This window comes from Amycolatopsis sp. cg5 (assembly GCF_041346955.1).
Lineage (GTDB): Bacteria > Actinomycetota > Actinomycetes > Mycobacteriales > Pseudonocardiaceae > Amycolatopsis.
The window spans coordinates 4,155,245-4,176,150 of record NZ_CP166849.1 but is presented as its reverse complement, the minus strand read 5'-3'; the positions used below and the strand labels follow the sequence as shown (position 1 = coordinate 4,176,150).

Here is a 20,906-nt window from a genome sequence, read left to right as displayed (position 1 = left end):
ATCGTCGAAGCGTCGACAACGCCATGTATGACTTTCCGCCCAATAACCGGCCGTACCACTCACGACCCCAAAACAAGTGGCGCGGGTCGGGACAATGGTGGGGATGTCCATTCGACTGGCGTTCGCGGTGACGGCCGGACCTGGGTTGAGCTACTGGCTCCCCACGTCGGGCGGCCGAGCCCTGCCCGGATCCGCCGGCGCGCCGGTCGCGCTCGGTCCGTCCGACGCCGAACCCGAGGTGGTGCGGGAGGCCACGCGGCGGCTCGGACTGCTGGTGCGGGGCGGCACCGAGGTGGCCGCGGGCGCGGGTGTCGACCTCGGCGGCGGGTTCAGTTCGGCGCGGCTGGCGGGTGCGGCCGGTGATCGGCGTGACGCGGTGCTGGCCGCGCTGCGGTTTCTCGGGGTCGAGGGTGCCGAGCGGCTGGGTGATCGGGCCGCCGTGCTGGTGGCGATGTTCGGGCCGTCGGCGACCAAGCGGGTCGGCGCGGCGGCGCACCGCGCTGTCGAAGACCGGTGCTGGGCGGCGTTGCAGCTGGCCTCGGCGGCGTCGGATCTGCTCGGGCCCGAACAGCTGGAACGGGTGCTCGCGCTGCGCGCGCCGGACGGGGTCGATCCGTTTCCGCACGGCGCGGCGTCCACTGTGGCCGATCATCTCGGCCGGGTGCTGGCGGGGTATCCGCGACCGAGGCGGCTGGCGCTGATCGAGAGCCTGTGGGACGAGGCCTGCGCGAAGCTGGCCGAGCGGCGACGCAAGGACCGCCTTCCCGCGACGCAGACGCGGATCGACCGGATCGACAAGCTTCGAGTGCGGCACCGCACCCATTTCGACGAGGCGATCATGCAACGGCTGGCGTGGTCGGTCGAGGGCGAGCCGACGCTGGTCGACGCCGCCCGCTGGCGGCCGCCCAAGTGGTGGACCGCGCTGGAGCTCAAGCGGTTGCTGGACGACGCGCTCGCGGCCACCGCGCTGCTGCGGTTCGCCAAGACCCACTCCGACGAAGGGCTCGCGGCCGCCGCGGAGAAGCATCGCGACGAGCTGCTCGTGGCCGAAAGCTGCCTCACCGAGGAGCAGCGGACCAGCGCACTGCGCCGCCCCCAAGGCGGCTACAGCCACCCGGCCAGGCCGGGATGTTATGCGCACCAAGTGGTTCAGGTGCTGAGTCCGAAACGGACGATCACCGAGAAGACCGAGAGCTACGTGAAGACGCGCACCGCCATGGCCCGCAACTACGGCGTGGTCGTGCTGGACGCCGTGACCGATCTGCTCGTCGGGCACGACGACGAGCAGCTGCACAACTGCTGGGACACCTGCAAGCCGTGGCACGCCGCCCAGCTGCGCCGGTGGCGGGACGCGGCGGGGTTCTCGCGTCCGCCGTCTGCCTGGGAGCAGCCGCCGCTGGCCGACGCGCACGCCGACGGCCCGAAGCGGACGCTGGCGCAGCGGATCGCCGTGGACCAGTCCGACCCGGCCTCGCTCGAAACACCGCACGATCTGCTCTGGCTCGCCGACCTCGCCGACGCCCTGGCCCCGTTCCACGGCGCCGAACTCGCGACCGTGCACCACCGGCGTCCCTCCCCCGAACTGGACTACAAGACGCCCGCCGGTCCGCCGACCGAGTCCGTGCCGCTGGCGGCCGCCGAGGTCGCACAGCTGGTCCGGTTCGGCGCGACACCACCGCCGCGCTGCGGCAGCTGGGCCGACCTGGTGGCCGGGATCACCGCGAACGCGGTGATCGCCGAGGCCAGCATCGGCGCCTTCCCAGTGCCCGCCGAAGTGTCCACTCTGGACAACCAGATCGTCGACGGCACCGACCTGATCGTCGAGCTGGGCCGCGAACCGAAGCAGCTGGCCGAGTGGTCCGGCTACATGGGCAACTGCATCGGCGAGTCGTGGTACGCCGACCAGGCACGACGCGGCCAGTGCGTGCTGATGGCATTGCGCGACCCCGCCGACGGCCGCATCGTCGCCAACCTCGACATCCGTCGGCGCACCGGCGGCTGGCACGTCTACGAGCTGCGCGCACGGTTCAACGACGACGTCGCCGAGAGCCTGGACGAGCACGTCAAGCAGTGGGTGGACACCATCCCCGCCCCCGCGCCGCCCACGGCCGAGCCGGTGGTACCCGTGCCGCCGGTGCGCGGCGGTTCCGGCTCGGGCCGCCGGTCCAGCCTCTCCCCCGAACTTCTCGGCGCACTGACCACGGCGGTCACGCGGGAGTTGGCTTCGGCGCAGGCCACAGCCGCGCGAAAGGCCTACGTCTCGCTGGCCAACGGACTGGGAAAACCCGCCGATTTCGAGCCGGACGCGGCGGTGATCGCACTGAAACGCGCCGCACCGGCCGAGCGTGCCGACCTGGTTCGCTCAGCGCTCGGTGCCGTACCCGCGCTCTGGCGGGCGACGCGCGTCCGGCCGCTCGCCACCGCGGTGACCAAGCTCGACCCGGGCCTGCGCACCTACGACCGGCTCGCGGCGCTCACCGACGGCTCCCCGTTGCCGCGCACGCTGCGCGCGCTCGTCCGTAGCCCGGACATCTCACCCGCATACGCCATGGACGTCGTGGCCAGAGCGGTCCGCGTGGCCATGGGCGAGCTGATCGGCGAGGACGCACTGGCCCGCTCGGTCGCCCTGCGGCCTTCGATCGAGCTGGTGTGCGTGCTGGCGATCGCGGCCACCTGCACGCCTCAGTCCACAATGGAGCAAGTCGCCGAGCCTCGAAAGGTACTGCTGCCCGGCTTTCCCGCCAGCGATCTGTCCGATGAGGACGGACCGTGGCAGCGCGCGATGCCCATGGCCGCCGAACTCGGCGCGCCCGTCGAGACGTTCTGGGACCACATCGCCGAGCACGGCCTGCTCGTCCCGGCGGCACTGCTCGGCAAGGGCGGCTGGCCCGCGCTGTGGCGCCGCACGCACCGCTGATCAAGCGTCTGAAGGACAGCCTGCCGGGCGATGCGGTTAACTGTCGGCCATGTCTCACCCGGAATTCCCCGAACCGCAGCCGCCCGCGCCCGAGCCAGCCGTGCCTCAGGCGACGACGCCTCAGCCGTCCGCTCCGAAGGCCGGGTCAGGTCATGGCCTGCTCAGCTTCGCGATCCTCGTCGCCGGACTGGGTGGAGGCCTGCTGGCCTGGCATCCGTGGGTCACGCCGCCGGCGCCGGAACCGCCCAAGGACCCGGGCCACATCAAGATCCAGCAGGTCGGCGATCAATACGACGTGACCGACTCGTCGTCGACGGAGAAGCCGGTCTACTGCATGACCAACGAGACCGGCGCCCTGTACTGCATGGTCCTGCCCAACCGCAACACCATGATCCGCCCCAGCAAGTGAGGCCCCCAGGGTCGTGAGTGGTACGGCCGGTTCTAACCGGTCAAAACACTCACGACCCCCACGCACGGGTTCTTACTTGGTGGGCCCGAGCCGGGTCCACGGGTTGTTCGGGTTGGCGGCGTCCGGAGTGTCCCCCTTCGTCCAGTACTTCGCCTTCCAGAAGTACCCGTTGTAGGACACCACCGTCCGGGTGGCGCCGTCAGGACGGCCCGCGACCAGCGAAGTCCCGATACCGCCGCTGTTCTTGGGCTCGGCGACGAAGTCGGGCTTGCGCCAGTCGCTGCCCGCGGCGAACGACACCAGCTGGTACGCCTTGCCGTGTACCGGGTCACCGGTGATGATCTTGCCGTCGGTGTCGACCAGCTGCCACCACTGCCCCGCCGCGCCGTCGCAGTCACGGACGGCCAGTGCGCCGAGCAGGCCGTTGGCGGACAGGCATTGGTCGTGACCGCTGCTGTCCGACTTCACGTGGAACCAGGCCTGGCCGTTGTCGCGACTGTCCAAACTGACCGTCCACAACTGACTCTTGCTGTCACCGGCGTTGCGTGCCAGCGAAACCGCCGAACGGTCGCCGGGGTGATCGAGGAGACCGCCGCTGGAGCTGTCCTCGAACTTCCACTTGGTGCCCGTCTGCCACATGCCGAACGGCGAGATGGCCGGGTTGTAGACGCGGTCGGACTTCCAGTCCTCCGCCTGACAGCCGGGCATCCCGGAATCACTGGTGTCCGGCGAGACGGTGGTGGTGCCCTTGCGCTGTTCGCCGAGCACGCCGTAGCTGTTCTTGCCGATCTTCACCACGGTGTTGATCGGCCCGGTGATCGGCAGGTAGTACTTGAGGCCGATGTCCCGCGACTTGCCGGACGGCACCTCCTCGCAATACCCGAGTTTGAGGCTGATCCGGTGGAAATCACCCTTGAGGCCACCGGCGTTCGGCCCCTGATGACCTGGGGTGATGTTGTCCTTCAGCTCACGCCACGCCTCGTCCTTGACGATCGGGGACGTCGACGTCGGGATGTCGAACGACAGCTCGGTACCCGCGGGCAGTGGCTTTCCGGTGCGGTTGGTGACGCGCAGCTTCGGCTGGATCGGCCACATGTCCTTGACGTCGGTCGGGTAGTCGGCCAGCTCGACCGAGACGTCGACGACCTGCTTGGGCACCGTGGTCGCGCCGGACGGGTCGGTCCTGGGCGCCGATGCCGATCGCAGCGCGCCGTCGAGGCGCGTGGTCATGTCGTAGCCCATGCCGTACTCGCCGTTGTCGCGCTTGGTGTAGTCGCCGGCGAGCTCCCAGATCATCACGCCGCCGAGGCCCTTGTCCTTGACGTACTTGGCTTTGGCGTCGAGCGCGCGATCGTCCTCTGTGGACAGGAAGACCTTCTTGTCCTGGTTCCACAGCCAGCCTGAGGTCAGCGCGGAGTCGTACTTGCCCTCGTACCTGCCTTTCAGCTCGTCCTTGATCCCGTACGCCGACAGGTAGCCGGGCTTGGTGCCCTGCTGGAGGTTCTTGGCGTGCCACATGGGGTTCGAGCCCGCCGCGACCTCCTTGCCCCGGTCGGTGTCGTGCCAGACGTTGTCGATGCCGACGGCGCCGTTGCCACAGGGCGTCGTGGTGCCCGGCGCGCCGCTGCCGGTGCCGGTGCCCGGCGGGCAGGCCTTCTGGTCGGGCATCGCGGCCGTGCCCCAGAGGCCGTCCGTGCCGCCTTCGACCCCTTGCCAGCCGCGGGTGTAGTACGGGATGCCGAGGTTGATGCGGGACGGCGCGAGCTTGCCCCGGTAGTAATGGAAACTCCAGTCCAGGTTGAAGTAACCGTTCTTCTGGTACTCGGGCTCGCGGTAGACGCCTGCCGCGGTGAGCTCGTTGTCCTTCCCGTCGTCGTAGAGCGGGGCCTGCGGGCCGACGAAGTGGTTCCAGGACCCGTGCAGGTCGTACGACATGATGTTGACGTAGTCCTGGTACTTCAGCGCGTCACCCGCGTCGAGCCCGCGCACCAGGTAGCCGGAGCCCGAGACCGCCGAAGTCAGCATGTAGTACCGGCCACGGTTCGCGGCAGCTTCGTCGAGCTTGGTACGCAACGTCTTCATCAGCGCGGCGTACCCCTCCTGCAGATGCGTGCGCAGCAGGTCGGCGAGCGGCCAGTCGTTCGGGTTGCCCGCCTTGGGCAGTGCTGTCGGGTACTCGTAGTCGATGTCGACGCCGTCGAAGCCGTACTTGGCCAGGAAGTCGACCACCGAGTCGGCGAAGGTGTCGATGCCCGCCTGGTTCACCCAGCCGGTGACCGGGTCCTTCGTGATCCGGGTGGTCATCGCGTAGAAGCCGGTCGACTCGGCCCAGCCGCCGACCGAGATCAGCGTCTTCACCGCGGGGTGCTGCCGCTTGTACTTGGTCAGCAGGTTGAAATGTCCCTTGTACGGCAGCGATTCGTCCATCTCGGCGCCGCGGAAGCCGGGGAAGGTCATCCCCGTCGCCGGGTTCTTCGGGTCGTCGGTCTTCCCGACCGAGATCTTGTTGGACTCGACGCGGGCGAACGCGTAGTTCAAGTGCGTGATCTTCGACCACGGGATGTTGTTGACCAGGTATTGCGGGTTGCCGTTCTCGCCGGTGCGCCAGCCGCTGAAGTAGCCGACCGCGCGCCGTGTGCGGTCGTTGCCGACCCATTCCGCGCCTGAGGTGTCGTAGACGTCGCAGTACCTGGCCTTCGACGAACCCGACAAACCCTCCGGGCGGCAGGCGGCCTGATTGTCGCCGGAGGACGGCTTGGTGCCACGGTTGTCCGCGCCCGTGTCGACGGGCGCGCCCGCGCTCAGCCGCGGGTCGTCGGCGGGCACCTCGACCGGCGTGCCACCCGAGCCGGGGGTGTCACCGTGGTAGACGAACTTGTTCAGCTCGTCGACGGCGGCCATCGGGTTGCCGTCCCCGTATTCGTCGATCGCGAGGTAGTTCGGCTTCTTGCGGGCCGCGGGCGCGCAGAACCGCTCGGCCCGGTCGCCCGCCTTCTTGTTGTCGTTCGTGTAGGTCGGCTCCATCGGCGCGTCGCGGAAGTGGTTCATCACGAACAGCCGCCGGAAGCCTTTTTCCTCGGTGCTCAGCGGGATCGCGTCCCACCGGCTGTAGCAGCTCCAGTCCGAGTCGCCGAGCCCCGGCCCCATCGACCAGTAGTTCTCGACGGTCCAGTCCTCCTGGCTCATGAACCCGAGCTTGTTCTTGAGGTTGTTCTGGTCGGACGCGGCCCTGTCCTGGGTGAACATCAGCAGGCGCTTGCCACTGGCCACCATCGAGCTGACCGTCGGCCACCCGGTGTCGCGCACGCCTGCCGTGTCAGGCCGGAACACCAGGTCGCGCAACGGCTTGCCCTCGCCGAACAGGCTCGACAGCGACTCGTCGAGCTGCGCGGCGCTGGTGTAGTCCTCCAGGATGATGGTGACGACGGCGTTCTTGTCCTCGGTGAGATAGTTCCCGATGTCGGTGAACAGCTTGACCGCCTCGGGGCTCTCGTCCGTGCACCCCTTCAAAGCCTTCTGGTCATGGCACAGCCGGACCTTGCCGTTCAGGAAGTGCGCGTCGAGCATCAGCCCGCGCGCGCCGGCGCGCAGCTGGGCGGTGATGCTGTGCGGCTGGTTCGGGAACAGGATCCCGCCGCCCTGGTCTTCCTGATCCTCGCTGTTGTGCATGGAATTGTGCGTGGTCAGGAAGGTGACGTCGTCGAGGTGCGGGTCCCGAGGCATGGTGCCGTGCGGCGCCCGCAGCGGCGTGATGTACCACGCGTCGTTCGCGATCGACTGATCGGTGATCTTGACCTGCATCTGCGACTTGAGCACCGGCTCGCCCCACAGCCGCCGCTGGGTGCCCGGCACGAAGATCCGGTAGACGTCACCGCTGTCGTGGCGGAACTCCCAGTCGGTCTTGGGCTGGTCACACTCCCCGACCACGAGGCGCGGATCGCCCTCGGGATTGTTCTGCTCGGTGAGGCACAGGCCGTCGCGCTCGGTGTTCTTGACCTTGTAGGTGCCGTTGGGATTCCGGCTGAACTCCCACTGCTGGAAGTTCTCGTCGCCCTTGGGCGCCTGGGTGGCGACCCACTGCCGGTCCTCGTGCGTGGACGCGGTCATGTTGTAGCCGCTGACCCGGCTCTGGATGAAGCCGCTGGCAGGCGGTGCGTCATCGGCGGCCGCCCGGCTCGGTTCGGCCCAAGCGGGCACGCTCGGCAGCAACGCGACCGTCAGCAGCACGGGGACGATCGTTCTGAGCTTGCGGAAAACACCGCGTGACGGTGTCCGGTAGTGCATGAACCCCTCGATTCCTGACCCTGGGAAGACGATCTCTCGTTACCAGTCGACCGGATACGCGCGAGACGGGCGAACGAATCACGAGACGGTGTGCGCGAACAGCCGCCAACCGTGCCCAGACGGCCGGAAAGGCTCGCGCGCAGGGGGTCGTGAGTTGGGGTCGTGAGTGGTACGGCCGGTTCTAACCGGCGAAAACACTCACGACCCCTGCGCGGCTGCCCCGTACACGGCAGGGTCGTGGCCCGGCGTGGATGAGGGCCTACTTCACTCGGATCCGTGGGGTGAGGGCCTAGTTCGACCGTATATACGGGTGAGGGCCTCCCTCACCCGCTCGGCTCGGGTGAGGGAGGCCCTCACCGCGCCGACCGTGGATGAAGGCTCCCCTCATACCTGGTGAGTGCGGTTTGCGTCGTTCAACGACGCATTTCCCACACAGCCACCCGGCCACGGCCGAGCACACCAGACACGCCACCTTTGACCTTCCACCCAATAACCGCCTGCAACGCGCACGACCCAGGGCGCTCGGTGGCAACGCGATCGGAGCGCGGTTGGTTAGCCACGTTCTGGCTGGTCAGAGCGGTGCGCAGCGCCGGTTTCAGGAGGGTTTCAAGCATGCTTGAAACCCTTCCCATCCGCCGAGGGAGCTGCTTAGGCTGCACGCGCTTTCATGCCTTGAAACTGGGGAAACACCATGAACAAATGGTCTATTCATCGTGCCCGGAAAACGGTCGTGCTCTCGACCGTCGCTGTTCTCACCGGATCGGTTTTGACGCTCGTGCCTGGTAGCGCGCCGTTCGAGCCCGCGCGGCCTGCCCCGGTCACCGAGGCGGCGGACGCTCCGGCCGCCATGGCCGCGGCCTGGCGGCAGGGCTCCCGGGTGGAGGTCGCCGGCGAGCGGACGCCGACCCGCGCGGTCTACGCGAACCCTGGCGGGACGTTGACCGCCGAGCTCTCGCCCGTGCCGGTGCGCGTCCGGCAGCAGAATGGCTGGGCGAAGATCGACACCGAGCTCGGCAGACGGGCCGACGGGTCGATCAGGCCCAAGGCGGCCGACGGTGACCTCGCGCTCTCCCCCGGCGGGAACGCTCCGCTGGCCACGCTGCGGCGCGACGGCAAGACGCTGACGCTGCGCTGGCCGACCGAGCTGCCGGTCCCCACGCTCGACGGCAACGCGGCGACCTATGCCGAGGTCATGCCCGGTGCCGACCTGGTGATGTACGCCGATCGGGACGGCTTCCGCCAGCATCTGGTGCTCAAGAACGCCGAAGCCGCCAAAAATCCGGCGCTCAAGTCCATCCGGCTCGCCATGCGCGCGGACGGCCTGAAGGTGACCGTCGATTCCGGCGGCGCGATCCACGCCGCCGACGAAACGGGCGCCGAGCTGTTCAGCGCGCCGCCGTCGACCATGTGGGACGCCGCGGGCAAGACCACGGCCGTTGGTGTGTCCATTGTGGACGAAGCGCTGGTGCTCGCGCCGGATCTGAAGTTCCTGGCCGATCCGGCGCTGAAGTACCCGGTCACGGTCGACCCGACGTTGCACACGTTCTACAAGACCGCCTGGGCGACCGTGCTTTCCGGCTACTCCGGGACCGCGTACTGGAACACCAGCGGTGACGGAACCTACGCGCAGGTCGGGCAGTGCCCGCGTGACCTGCCGCCGAGCGGGAGCTGGTGCAACGGGATCGGCGAGGCGTGGTCGTACTTCCAATACGACACCGGCTTCCTGTGGGACAAGACGGTGATCGGCGCGACGCTGGACACCACCGTCGTGTCGAGCCCGGCCTGCGCCGACCGCATCATCGACCTCTACCACGTCGGCCCGGAGATCTGGAACGGCATGACGTGGAACAACAAGCTCAACGGCGGCCGGGTCGCCTCGCGCTGGATGCCGTCGGTGCAGGGTGGCTGCACCGGCTGGAAGAACGCGGGCATCGACGTCCCGCTCGGCGAGGTCGAGCAGGGCTCGCCGACCGCGTTCTTCCTCAAGGCGCAGGACTCGAACGACCAATACGCCTGGCGTAAGTACGATCCCGGCCAGATGACCTTCCGGGTCACCTACAACCGCACGCCGTACGTCCCGGCGAACCTCGCGACCGACGGGCCGCTGCCCGCGCCCTGCCGCTGGTGTGAGGGCAAGCCCTACGTCGGCGCCGACTCGGTCCGCCTGATGGCGAGCCTGAGCGATCCCGACGGCGACATGGTCCGCGCGCAGTGGCGGATCGCGCACAACGGGGTCGAGGTCGCGTCCTGGGACGAGCCTGGCATGCAGGCCTCCGGCGCCGTGCACAGCACCGTCGTCGACACCAGCGGGCTCGACGGGAAGACCGTCGGCTGGTGGCTGCATTCCTCGGACGGCGTGACCTCCAGCGGGCCGGCGTACGGCCAGACGTTCGCGGTCGACCGGACCCCGGTCACCCAGAAGCCGACGGTGGCGAGCGAACTGTACACAGAGGACGGTCGGTGGCACGGCGGCTCGGAGGTCGCGGGCGGCTTCACCTTCGGCTCCAACGGGGTCGGCGACATCGACCATTACCTGTACGGCTGGCAGGATCCGCCGGCCACCAAGCTGGACGCGACCTCGCTGGGCGGCCCGGCGACGGTCTCGCTGACGCCACCCGGTGACGGGCCGCGCACCCTGTACGTGCGCAGTGTGGACCGCGCCGGGCACGAGAGCGAGTCGCGGCCGTACCGCTTCTACGTCCGCGCCGGCAGCGGGCCGCTCGCCCAATGGTCCTTCGAAGGCAACGCGCAGGACACGGCCTTCCTCGGCGACCGCCACGGCACGCTCGGCAACGGCGCCGGGTACACGGCGCAGGGCGCGACCGGCTCGGCCGTCCAGCTCGACGGGGTCGACGACTACGTCAGCGCGCCCAACGCGGTGCGCAACACCACCGCGTTCACCGTCTCTGCCTGGGTGAACCTGAGCGCGTCGAACGGCGCCAGGGCCGCGGTCAGCCAAGACGGCACGATGTTCCCCGGCTACGTGCTCTGGTATCGCGCCGAGCAGGACGGCAGCAATCCACGCTGGGTGTTCGGCATGCCGAACTCGACCACCTCGGACAAGGGCATCGCGATGGCGACCTCCCCGACCGGCATGCCCCAGCTGAACACCTGGACCCACCTGGCGGGCGTGTACGACCAGGCCGCGCAGCAGATTCGCCTGTACGTCAACGGAAAGCTCGCCGCGACCGCGCCGTACACCGCCCAGCCCGGCTTCGCGGCCGGTCAGGTGCGGATCGGCCGCACGATCTGGGGCGGCAACGCGGCCGTCGACCACTGGCCAGGGCGGGTGGACGAGGTCCAGATCCACGACCGCGCGCTCAGCGCGGCCGAGATCGCGTCGTCGGTCAGCGCGGCCGATGTCCAGCTCGCGCACTTCAAGTTCGACGAGACCAACGGCACCACCGCGCACAACGCCGTGACCACCGGCGCCGACGCGGTGCTGGAGAACGGCGCCGCGTTCACCCAGGACGGCGCCGTGGCGGGCGGGCTGCGCCTCGACGGCGTCGACGACACGGCGACCACGACCGGCCCGCTGCTGCGCACCGACCAGAGCTTTTCCGTTGCCGCGCAGGTGAAACTCGATCGCGCGGACGGCGGCTCGTACACGGTGCTCAGCCAGGACGGCGAGAAGATCTGCTCCTTCTGCTTGCAGTATCAGAGCAATCACTGGGTGTTCGTGTTCCCGCAGTCCGATGAGGACACTCCGGTCGGCTACAACTGGGTCGGCACCTCGACTCAGCCGCCCGCGGGCGTCTGGACCCATCTCGCGGGCACCTACGACGCCGCGACCGGCAAGATCCGGCTCTACGTCGACGGCGAGCTGATCGGCGAGAGCACCCGCGTGACGCCATGGCAGGCCAAGCGTGCCTTCCGGATCAGCGGCGCGAAGATCCGCGGGGAGGTCGCGCAACGGCTGCCGGGCACCGTGGACGAGGTCCGCGTGTACAGCAGGGTGATCTCGCAGGACGAGGTGCGTGGCCTGGTCAGCAGGGACAACGTCACGGCGGGCACCTGGAAGCTCGACGGCAACGCCGAGGACGTCAACAAGAAGGCCGACGGGACGTCGAAGCTGCCCGGCACGCTCGCCGGCGGCCCCGACTGGACCGCGGGGCAGGTCAGCCTGCCCGACCCGGCCGACCTGGCGGTGCGGCTGAACGGCTCCGGCCAGCACATCAGCACACCCAAGGCCGTCGCCACCGACAAGAGCTTCACGGTGACCGCGTGGGCGCGGCTGGACGACACCGGACCGCAGGCGACCGTGCTGTCGCAGGACGGGAACACCGTCAGCGGGTTCATGCTCCGGGCGATCTCGGGCAAGTGGACGTTCGTCGCGATGGGCTCGGACGCGAACGCCGCCGGTGATCAGGCGACCGGCCCGACGATCCAGCGCGGGATCTGGACACACCTCGCCGGGGTGTACAGCAAGGACCGGCAGCAGATCGAGCTGTACGTCAACGGCGTGCTCGCCGCGTCGGCGCCGCACACGGGTGGTTTCGACGCGGGCGGTGGCTTCCAGATCGGCCGGGGCAAGTGGAACAACGCCCAGGTCGACTACTTCCCCGGCGCGATCGACGACGTCTCGGCGTACAGCCGGACCCTGCTCGGCAGCGAGATCAAGAACCTCGCCGGGCGGGACGTGAGCCTCGGCCACAACTGGACGCTCGACGAGGGCAGCGGCACCGCGGGCGGTGACTCCGCAGGCGCCAAGCAGGCGACGCTGACCGGCGGCGCCGGGTTCACCGCGGGCCGGGTCGGCAACGCCGTCCGGCTCGACGGCACCGACGACGCCGCGACCACCACGGGCGTCGACGTGCGGACCGACTCCAGCTTCACCGTGTCGGCCTGGGTCCGCCTGGACGGCAACGACTGCGACATCGACGTGACGCCGCGCTGCATGCTGAGCGCGGTCTCGCTGGACGGCGGCGGCTCCCGGCCGTCGAGCAAGTTCCGGCTCGGGCACGTCGCCGACGATGCCGGGCACCTGGGCAACTGGGTGTTCGAGATGCCGGAGGAGGACGGCACGGTCACCAAGGCCGCGCTCGAGGTCATCCCCGGCGAGCTGGACACCTGGGTGCACCTGGCCGGTGTCTACGACGTCTCCGCGAAGGCGATCTTCCTCTACGTCAACGGGACCAGGAAGGACGACGGCACGCTGCTCAACCCGTGGCAGGCGACCGGCGGGCTGCAGATCGGCCGTGGCCGTGACGCGGGCGCCTACACCGGGTACTGGAAGGGCGCGGTCGACGACGTCCGGATGTACGGCGGCGCGCTGACCGCGGACCGGATTTCGGCGCTGTACCGGGGTTATCCGGCGCCGGGCGGCGCGCAGCTGCCGGTGGCCGACGCGGGCAGGTGGAAGTTCGACGAGAACACCGGCACCACGGTGGCCGACGCGTCCGGGCTCGGCCGGACGGCGACCATGGCCAGCGGCGCGGGCTGGCACACCGGCCGCGACGCCTACACCGGCTGGTTCAACGGCACCTCGGCCTACGCCGAGGCCGCGGGGCCCGTGGTGAAGACCGGCGAGAGCTTCTCGGTCGCCGCGTGGGCCTACCTCACCGACGGCTCGCGGTACGTGACCGTGTTCGGGCAGGACGGGAACCAGATCAGCCCGTTCTCCGTGCAGTACGACCCGACGGCGAAGAAGTGGGGCGTGGTCGTCCCGAAGACGGACCAGACCAACTTCTCATCGCACTACGTGCTCTCGTCCGAGGCGGCGGTGGTCGGTGACTGGACCCACCTCACGGTGGTCTACAACGCGCAGCTGGGGCAGCTTCGCTTGTACGTCAACGGTTCGCTGTCCGGCGTGCAGACCGGTGTGTCGATACTGCCCGCCGACGGGAAGTTCTCGATCGGCCGCTGCCGCTGGGGCACCGGCAACGGGTGCTACTTCCCCGGCGGCATCGAGGAAGTGCGCGCGTACGGCCGGCCGCTCACCGACGGCGAGGTCCGCCGGGTGCACGACGACATCCCGCCCGCGTCGCACGGCAACTGGCGCTTCGACGACGGCACGGTCAAGGACTCGTCCTGGCTGCAGAACCCGACCACGGTGACCGGCACCGCGACGTTCGCGGCGGGCGTGCAGAACAAGGCGCTGCAGCTGGACGGGGCGTCTTCGCTGACGGCGCAGTACATCGGCGTGCCCATGCGCGACAGCTTCACCGTCGCGGCGTGGGCGAAGCTCACCCGCGCCGACAAGGTGGCCACCGTGCTCGGCCAGGACGGCGACCGCAACAGCGGGTTCGTGCTGCAGTACCGGCCGGAGGTGGGCCGGTGGATCTTCGGCGCGGCCGCGCAGGACGCGGATCAGGCGGACAGCACGCCGCTGCGGTACGCCAACTCGTTGCAGGCGCCCGCGTTGAACACCTGGACGCACCTGACCGGGGTCTACGACTACCCGGCGCGGCAGCTGCGGCTCTACGTCAACGGCGAGCTGGTCGGCACGAGGAACGACACGCTGCTGTGGCAGGCGTGGGGTGGCTTCACCATCGGCCGTGGCAAGGCGAACGGCGCGGCGACGGGCCTGTTCACCGGCGCGATCGACGACGTCACCGCCGACTTCGGCGCGGTGCCCGACGACGAGATCCGCAAGCGGGCGGGCTGGCCGGCACCGGCGGGCGGGCAGCTCGGCCGGTTCCTCACCGCGGGCGACCACCGGTCGGTCAACTCGACGGACGGGATCAAGCAGCAGTTCGGCGTTGTCCCGGCCGGGTACCGCTTCGAGATCCCGCTCGGCACCATGCTCAACGCCGAGGCGCCGGGCACCAGGCGCCTGTACACCTGCCTGATCAACAACGTCGACTCGTTCACCTCGATGGACCCGGCGTGCGAGGGCTTCACCAAGCTCGCCGACCTGGGCTGGGTGTACGTCGACCAGCCGTCCGGCGTGGCGACGGTGCCGCTCTACCGGTGCGTGAACGGTCAGGAGCGGTTCGACTCGAACACCGCCGACTGTGAAGGGAAAACGGTCGACGGCTTACTCGGCTACACGCTCGCGTACGCGCCGCTGACCCGGTACTACCACCCGAGGATCGCCGAACACGCGGTCACCACGGCAGGGGTGCCGCCCGGCTATCGGCACGAGGGCACGTTCGGCTCGATAGCCATGACGAACGAGGCGGGCACCCAGGCGCTCACGTCCTGTGTGGACGGTTCGGACCGGTTCCTGTCGGCCGACGCCACGTGTGGCGGCAAGACCGTCGAGGGACGGGTCGGCTACCTGTGGACGGAGGCGCCCGCCGGGCGCGCGAGCCGGCAGATTTTCCAGTGCGCGCTGAAGTCCGGTCCGTCGGCAGGCGAGCTGTTCGTCTCGGCGGAATCGAACTGTGAAGGCCAGACCGTGCGTGGCCCGCTGGGCTACCTCATCAAGGAAGTGCCGTCAGCATGAACAACCGAAGCAGCAGAATGAGCGCACGGCGCGGAACGGCCTTCGTGCTGGCCAAGACGTTGGCGGTGTCGGTGGTGCTGGCCATCACGGCGCCGGTCGCGAGCGCGGCCGGTCCGTCGGTCGGCCTCCCGGACGTCCCGTCCACCCCGGTCGCGAAGCAGACGCGCACGGCACCCGGCGCCGACCAGGCGTCGGCCAGCACCCTCACCGGCGACCAGCCCGCGCGGGCGGCCAAGGAAGGGGGCGGCACGGCGACGGCGACCTCGCTGTCCCCGTCCGCGTCCTGGTCGGTCGCGGCGCACACCGGTGACTTCACCTGGTCGTATCCGCTGCGGGTGCCGCCGGCGCCCGGCGGTCTCGAACCCAGTCTCGCGCTGTCCTACCGATCGTCCGCTGTGGACGGTCGCACGACGGTGACGAACAACCAGCCGTCCTGGGTCGGCGACGGCTGGTCGCTGTCCTCCGGTTTCGTCGAGCGGACCTACGGCGGCTGCGCGGCGGACACCGACGGCGGCACCACGCCGCCGCAGACCGGCGACCTGTGCTGGAAGAGCGACAACGCGACCGCGTCCTACGGCGGTGGCGGCGGCACGCTCATCCGTGACGACGCCACCGGCCAATGGCGCTCGCGCGCCGACGACGGTTCCCGCATCGAGCGGCTCACCGGCGCCGGCAACGGCGACAACGACGGCGAGCACTGGCGTATCACCACAGTGGACGGAACGCAGTACTTCTTCGGCTCCCAGAACGATTCCGCGTCCACCTGGACGGTGCCCGTGTTCGGCGACGACGCGAACGAGCCGTGCCACGGCGCGACGTTCGACACGTCCCACTGCGTGCAGGCCTACCGCTGGATGCTCGACAAGGTCGTCGACCGCAACGGCAACATCGTGCGCTACTTCTACAAGACCGAGGGCAACTCCTACGGCCTGAACCTCAAGGACGCCGCGGTGCCGTACGTGCGCGGCGGCTACCTCGACCACATCGACTACGGCCTGCGCGACAACGTGACCCAGCCGAGCGGCCGGATCGTGTTCACCACGTCCGACCGCTGTGTGAAGGACAGCACCTGCGCCCCCGACAAGCCGGACAACTGGCCGGACACCTTCTGGGAAGGCAAGTGCGACACCGCGACCTGCAAGGACCACTACTCCCCGACGTTCTGGTCGACCAAACGCCTCGCCTCGGTCACCACGAAGGTCTGGCGCGGCAACGCTTTCTCCGACGTCGACCGCTGGGACCTCGACACCCAGTTCCCCGACCCCGGTGACGGCGAGAAGGCCGCGCTCTGGCTCAAGGGGATCAAGCACACCGGCCTGGTCGGCGGCACGGCCGACATGCCTTCGGTGACCTTCGAGGGCACCGCCATGTACAACCGCGTCGAACTGCCCCAGGACGGCGTCTCACCGCTCAGCCGCTACCGCGTCACGGGCGTGATATCGGAAACCGGTGGCCTGACGTCGATCCAGTACGCCTCGGAATGCGCGGCGGGCGGCCCGACGCCGGCCAACCCCGAGACCAACACCCTGCGCTGTTTCCCGGTGCGCTGGGCCAAGAAGAACCACGCCGAGCGCACGGACTACTTCCACAAATACGTGGTCGCCCGTGTCACGCAGTCGGACCGTCTCAAGGTCGACTCGATCCCCCAGTCCACCTTCTCCGAGCAGGTCACCGCCTACGAGTACCTCGACGGCGCGGCCTGGCACTACGACACCTCGGAGTTCACCAAGGACGACCAGCGGACCTGGAACGACTTCCGCGGCTTCGGCCGCGTCCGCGTCCGCACGGGCGCCCCGAACGACCCGGCGGGCCCGGTCACCATGACCGAGCAGCGTTTCTACCGCGGCATGGACGGCGACAAACTGCCGTCCGGCAGCCGCCCGGCCAGCGTGACCGACACCGAGGGCGGCACCCGGGCCGACTCCGATTGGCTGGCGGGCTTCGGTTTCGAGACCTCGACGTTCGAGCGCGAGGGCCCGTCGAACCAGGCCGACCCGCCACGGGTGAGCAAGTCGATCAGCGACCCCGTGGTCCAGGGCCCGACCGCGACGCGGGGCACCTTCAAGGCGTATCTCGTCAAGGCCGGTGTCCAACGCGGCTTCACCGCGCTCGCGGCGGGTGGCTGGCGCGCGACCAGGTCGGAGACCACCTACGACGACCGGGGCATGCCGACACGGATCAACGACCTCGGCGATCTGGCCACGGCCGACGACGACCGGTGCACGCGGACCGAGTACGCCCGCAACACCGACGCCTGGCTGCTGCGGCTGCCCGGCCACGTCGAAACCGTCTCCGTGCACTGTGGACAGACGGCGGTCTTCCCCGGTGACGCGCTGTCCGACACCCGCAGCACCTACGACGGCAACGGCAACCTCAAGAAGAGCGAGGTCGCCAAGGACCGTCCGGCGTCCGGGCCGGTCTACCTCACGACCAGCACCGCCGACTACGACGTGCACGGCCGGGCGACGACGGCGACCGACGCGCTCGGCAACGTCACCAAGACCGCGTACACGCCGGCCGTCGGCGGCCCGCTGACCCAGGCCGTGTCCACCAGCCCGCCCACCCCGGCGGTGCCCGCGGGCCTGGTCACCACCACCACGCTCGAACCGGCGTGGGGATCGGCCGTACTGGTCAACGACCCCAACAGCCGCAAGACCGAGACCGGCTACGACCCGCTGGGCCGCACGGCCAAGGTCTGGCTGCCGGACTGGACGAAGGCCGCGCATCCGAACGCGCCCAGCGTCCGCCACACCTATCTGGTGCGCGGCGACGGGCCGTCGGCGATCACGTCGAGCAAGATCGGGCCGAAGGGCAACGAGATCTCCGGCGTCGCCATCTACGACGGGCTGCTGCGGATCCGGCAGGTCCAGGCGCCGGCACCGGGCGGCGGCAGGCTGCTCGCCGACATCCGCTACGACTCGCAGGGCCGGGACTGGAAGTCCACCCAGCCCTACTTCAACGACGCGGCCGTCGACACCGAACTCTGGGTGGCGGGCGACGAGAAGATCCCCGGCCACACCCGCTCCCATTACGACGGCGCCGGGCGTGAGGACGCGTCGATCTACTTCTCCGGCGCGTTCGAGAAGTGGCGCACGAGCAAGGCGTACGGCGGTGACCGGGTGCACACGACCCCGCCGCCCGGCGCGGCGGCGTCCACCACGATCGTCGACGCGCAGGGCCGCACGACCGAACGGCGCGTCTACCGGTCCGGCACCCCGGACGGCACCTTCGACGCGACCAAGTACACCTACACCAAGGCCGGCCAGCCCGACACGGTCACCGACGCCACCGGCGCGGTGTGGCGCAGCGGGTACGACCTGTTGGGGCGCAAGACGTCCAGTGCAGACCCGGACACCGGGACCTCGCTCATGACCTACGACGACGGCGGCAGGCTCGCCACCGTCAAGGACGCGCGTGGCACCACGCTCGGCTTCGCCTACGACGCGCTCGGCCGGATGACCACCAAGTCGGCTGGCGCCACGAAACTCGCCGAGTGGACGTACGACACGGTCGTCAAGGGCAAGGGCCAGCCCGCGGGTTCGACCCGCTGGGTCGGCGGAAAGCCCTACGTGAACAAGGTCTTGAGCTACGACGCGGCGTACCGGCCGACGGGAACGTCGACCGTGGTGCCGTCCACCGAAGGGCTGCTCGCCGGCACGTACAACAGCTACGCCGGCTACAACCCGGACGGCAGCCTGTCGAGCTCCTCGTTCGCGGCGGCGGGTGAGCTGCCCGCCGAGACCGTCAACTACGTCTACGACGACGCCGGCCAGCTGAAGAGCAGCTCCGGCGGCTACGACGGGGCCACCACGGCGCTCGTCTCGAACACCGACTACACCCGCTACGGCGAACTCGCCAGGCTCCAGCTCGGCGAGGGCACCAAGCGGGCCTGGCTGTCCCAGTACTACGAAGGCGACACCAGACGGCTACAGCGGTCCATTGTGGACGCCGAGGTCCCGGCGCCGATGCAGTCGGACGTCCGCTTCACCTACGACAAGGTCGGCCTGATCACCTCGATCGCCGAGGCGACCACCGGCGACGTCCAGTGCTTCGGCGCCGACAAGCTGCTCCGGGTCACCGAGGCCTGGACGGCCGCGCCGAGCACCTGGTCGGAGACCGACGGCTGCCGCAACGCACCGGGCACCGCGGGCCCGGCGCCGTACTGGCACTCCTACACCTACGACCAGTCCGGCAACCGCAAGACCGAGACCCGGCACGCGGCAGCGGGCGACACCATCCGCACCTACGCCACCGAGCTGCCGGGCCGTCCGCACGCGCTCAGCTCGGTCAGCACGCAGGGCCCCGGCGTCAACACCCAGGACACCTACGACTACGACGCGTCGGGCAACCTCAAGACCAAGACGGCAGGCGGCGCGGCCGAGCAGTACACCTGGGACGAGGAAGGCAGGCTGGCCTCGGTCGCCAAGGCAGGCAAGTCGACCTCGTTCCTCTTCGACGCCGAGGACGACCGCCTGATCCGCCGCGCACCGGACGCGACGACGCTGTACCTGGGCGGGCAAGAGCTGCGGCTCAACGCCTCGGGCGGCAACCCGACCGTCACCCGCTACTACGGCTTCGGCGGCAAGACGGTCGCGATGCGGCAGGGCCGTGGCGCGCTGACCTGGCTGGCAGGTGATCACCAGGGCACCCCGCAGGTCGCCATCGACTCCGGCTCGCTCCAGGTCGTCCGCCGCGACCAGCTGCCGTTCGGCGGCGGACGCGGCGCGGCGACGGCGTTCCCCGGCGACCGCGGCTTCGTCGGCGGTGTCCGTGACGCCGGCACCGGGCTCACCCACCTCGGCGCCCGCGAGTACGACCCGGACACCGGCCGGTTCATCTCGGTCGACCCGGTGCTGAACGCGGCCGACTCGCAGCAGCTGAACGGGTACACCTACAGCAACAACAACCCGATCTCCTTCAGCGACCCGTCCGGGTTGTACTGCGACAGCTGCGATTTCTACAGCCACCGCGACGAGACCCCGTCCGCGTTCAACCCGAACCGGCCAGGCGACTTCCCGCAGCACACCCCGGTCGTGACGCTCCAGCAGCAGCAACGGCAATCGTCGGCCGCGCCCGCCAGGCAGAAGGTCTCGCCCCAGACGGTGTCCCGGCGCGACCAGGCCGAAACCGGCATCGGGCCGAACTTCGAGACCTGGGTGATCCAGGACCTGTGCGCGGGTGACCCGGGCTCGACCATCAAGGGCACGGACGCGGCGGCCCTGGCCTGCATGGAGGCCTACGGCGAACTGCAGCGCGCGACCGGCAAGCAGTACCGGATCGACGTGCAGAAGCGGCGCGCGCAGGAGGAGAAGGACAAGGCGTACAAGGTGGCACACGCCTACGACGACGTCACCGCGCTCGCGAACTGCGCGATGAACCCGGCCATGCTCGACGTCTGCTTCCGGCCGCACGGAACGACCTTCGCCGTCTGCGCCGGCGCCGGTTTCCACATGGTCGCGGGCATCGGCGGCGAGGTGTGCGTGGCGATCGACGACCAGGGCGTCGGCTGGTCGGCGACCGGGAAAGCCGGGATCTCCGGCGACACGGGCGCGAACTACGGCCTCGGCGCCAAGCTCGCGCAAGGGTCCATCGAGGACCTCGGCGGCAAGGGCGAGTACTACGGAGTGCCGGTCGGGCCGACCGAGATCGGGGTCAGCAAGAGCGACTCCGGGCTGTACTCGGCCGGACTCGGCTTCGGCAGGCACATCGGCAAGACCAGCTCGCCGATCCAGAAATTGGAAGGAGTCTCACTCGGCACCGAAGCGGCCACGTCCGGTCGGTTCTTCGACATGAAGGAACCGGTGTGCCGGGTCTGCCAGAACATCTCGACCCCGGTCTACAACTTCCTCTTCGGCAAGTAACCCCGGCGTTGGGGTCGTGAGTGGTATGGCCGGTTAGAACCGGCC

6 protein-coding genes are annotated in these 20,906 nt (G+C 69.6%); 4 read left to right on the top strand and 2 right to left on the bottom strand.

The window, feature by feature from the left end:
• Positions 1–103 precede the first annotated feature (103 nt).
• A complete protein-coding gene (locus AB5J62_RS18795; RefSeq protein WP_370949521.1) occupies positions 104–2,917 on the top strand; it encodes a hypothetical protein in 2,814 nt (937 codons plus the stop codon).
• A 49-nt stretch (positions 2,918–2,966) separates the two neighbouring features.
• Positions 2,967–3,326 carry a hypothetical protein gene (locus AB5J62_RS18790; RefSeq protein ID WP_370949520.1) on the top strand — a complete coding sequence of 120 codons (360 nt, stop codon included), beginning with the start codon at positions 2,967–2,969 and terminating at the stop codon, positions 3,324–3,326.
• Positions 3,327–3,398: 72 nt separating this feature from the next.
• Here AB5J62_RS18790 and AB5J62_RS18785 read toward each other — a convergent pair whose 3' ends face one another.
• Both AB5J62_RS18785 and AB5J62_RS18780 read right to left on the bottom strand, forming a co-directional pair.
• On the bottom strand, positions 3,399–7,610 hold the full coding sequence (locus AB5J62_RS18785) for a glycosyl hydrolase family 18 protein (RefSeq protein ID WP_370949519.1): 4,212 nt from the start codon (positions 7,608–7,610) through the stop codon (positions 3,399–3,401).
• Positions 7,611–8,023: 413 nt separating this feature from the next.
• Positions 8,024–8,224: a hypothetical protein gene (locus AB5J62_RS18780; protein WP_370949518.1), complete on the bottom strand. Its 201-nt coding sequence runs from the start codon at positions 8,222–8,224 to the stop codon at positions 8,024–8,026.
• A gap of 77 nt (positions 8,225–8,301) precedes the next feature.
• Here AB5J62_RS18780 and AB5J62_RS18775 point away from each other — a divergent pair, with 77 nt between their 5' ends.
• Together AB5J62_RS18775 and AB5J62_RS18770 are read left to right on the top strand one after the other, a co-directional pair.
• A complete protein-coding gene (locus tag AB5J62_RS18775) occupies positions 8,302–15,000 on the top strand; it encodes a LamG domain-containing protein (protein WP_370949517.1) in 6,699 nt (2,232 codons plus the stop codon).
• Between the two features lie 17 nt (positions 15,001–15,017).
• The gene (locus AB5J62_RS18770) at positions 15,018–20,861 is read left to right on the top strand and encodes an RHS repeat-associated core domain-containing protein (protein WP_370949516.1); all 5,844 of its coding nucleotides are present in this window, start codon (positions 15,018–15,020) and stop codon (positions 20,859–20,861) included.
• The last annotated feature ends 45 nt before the right edge of the window (positions 20,862–20,906 follow it).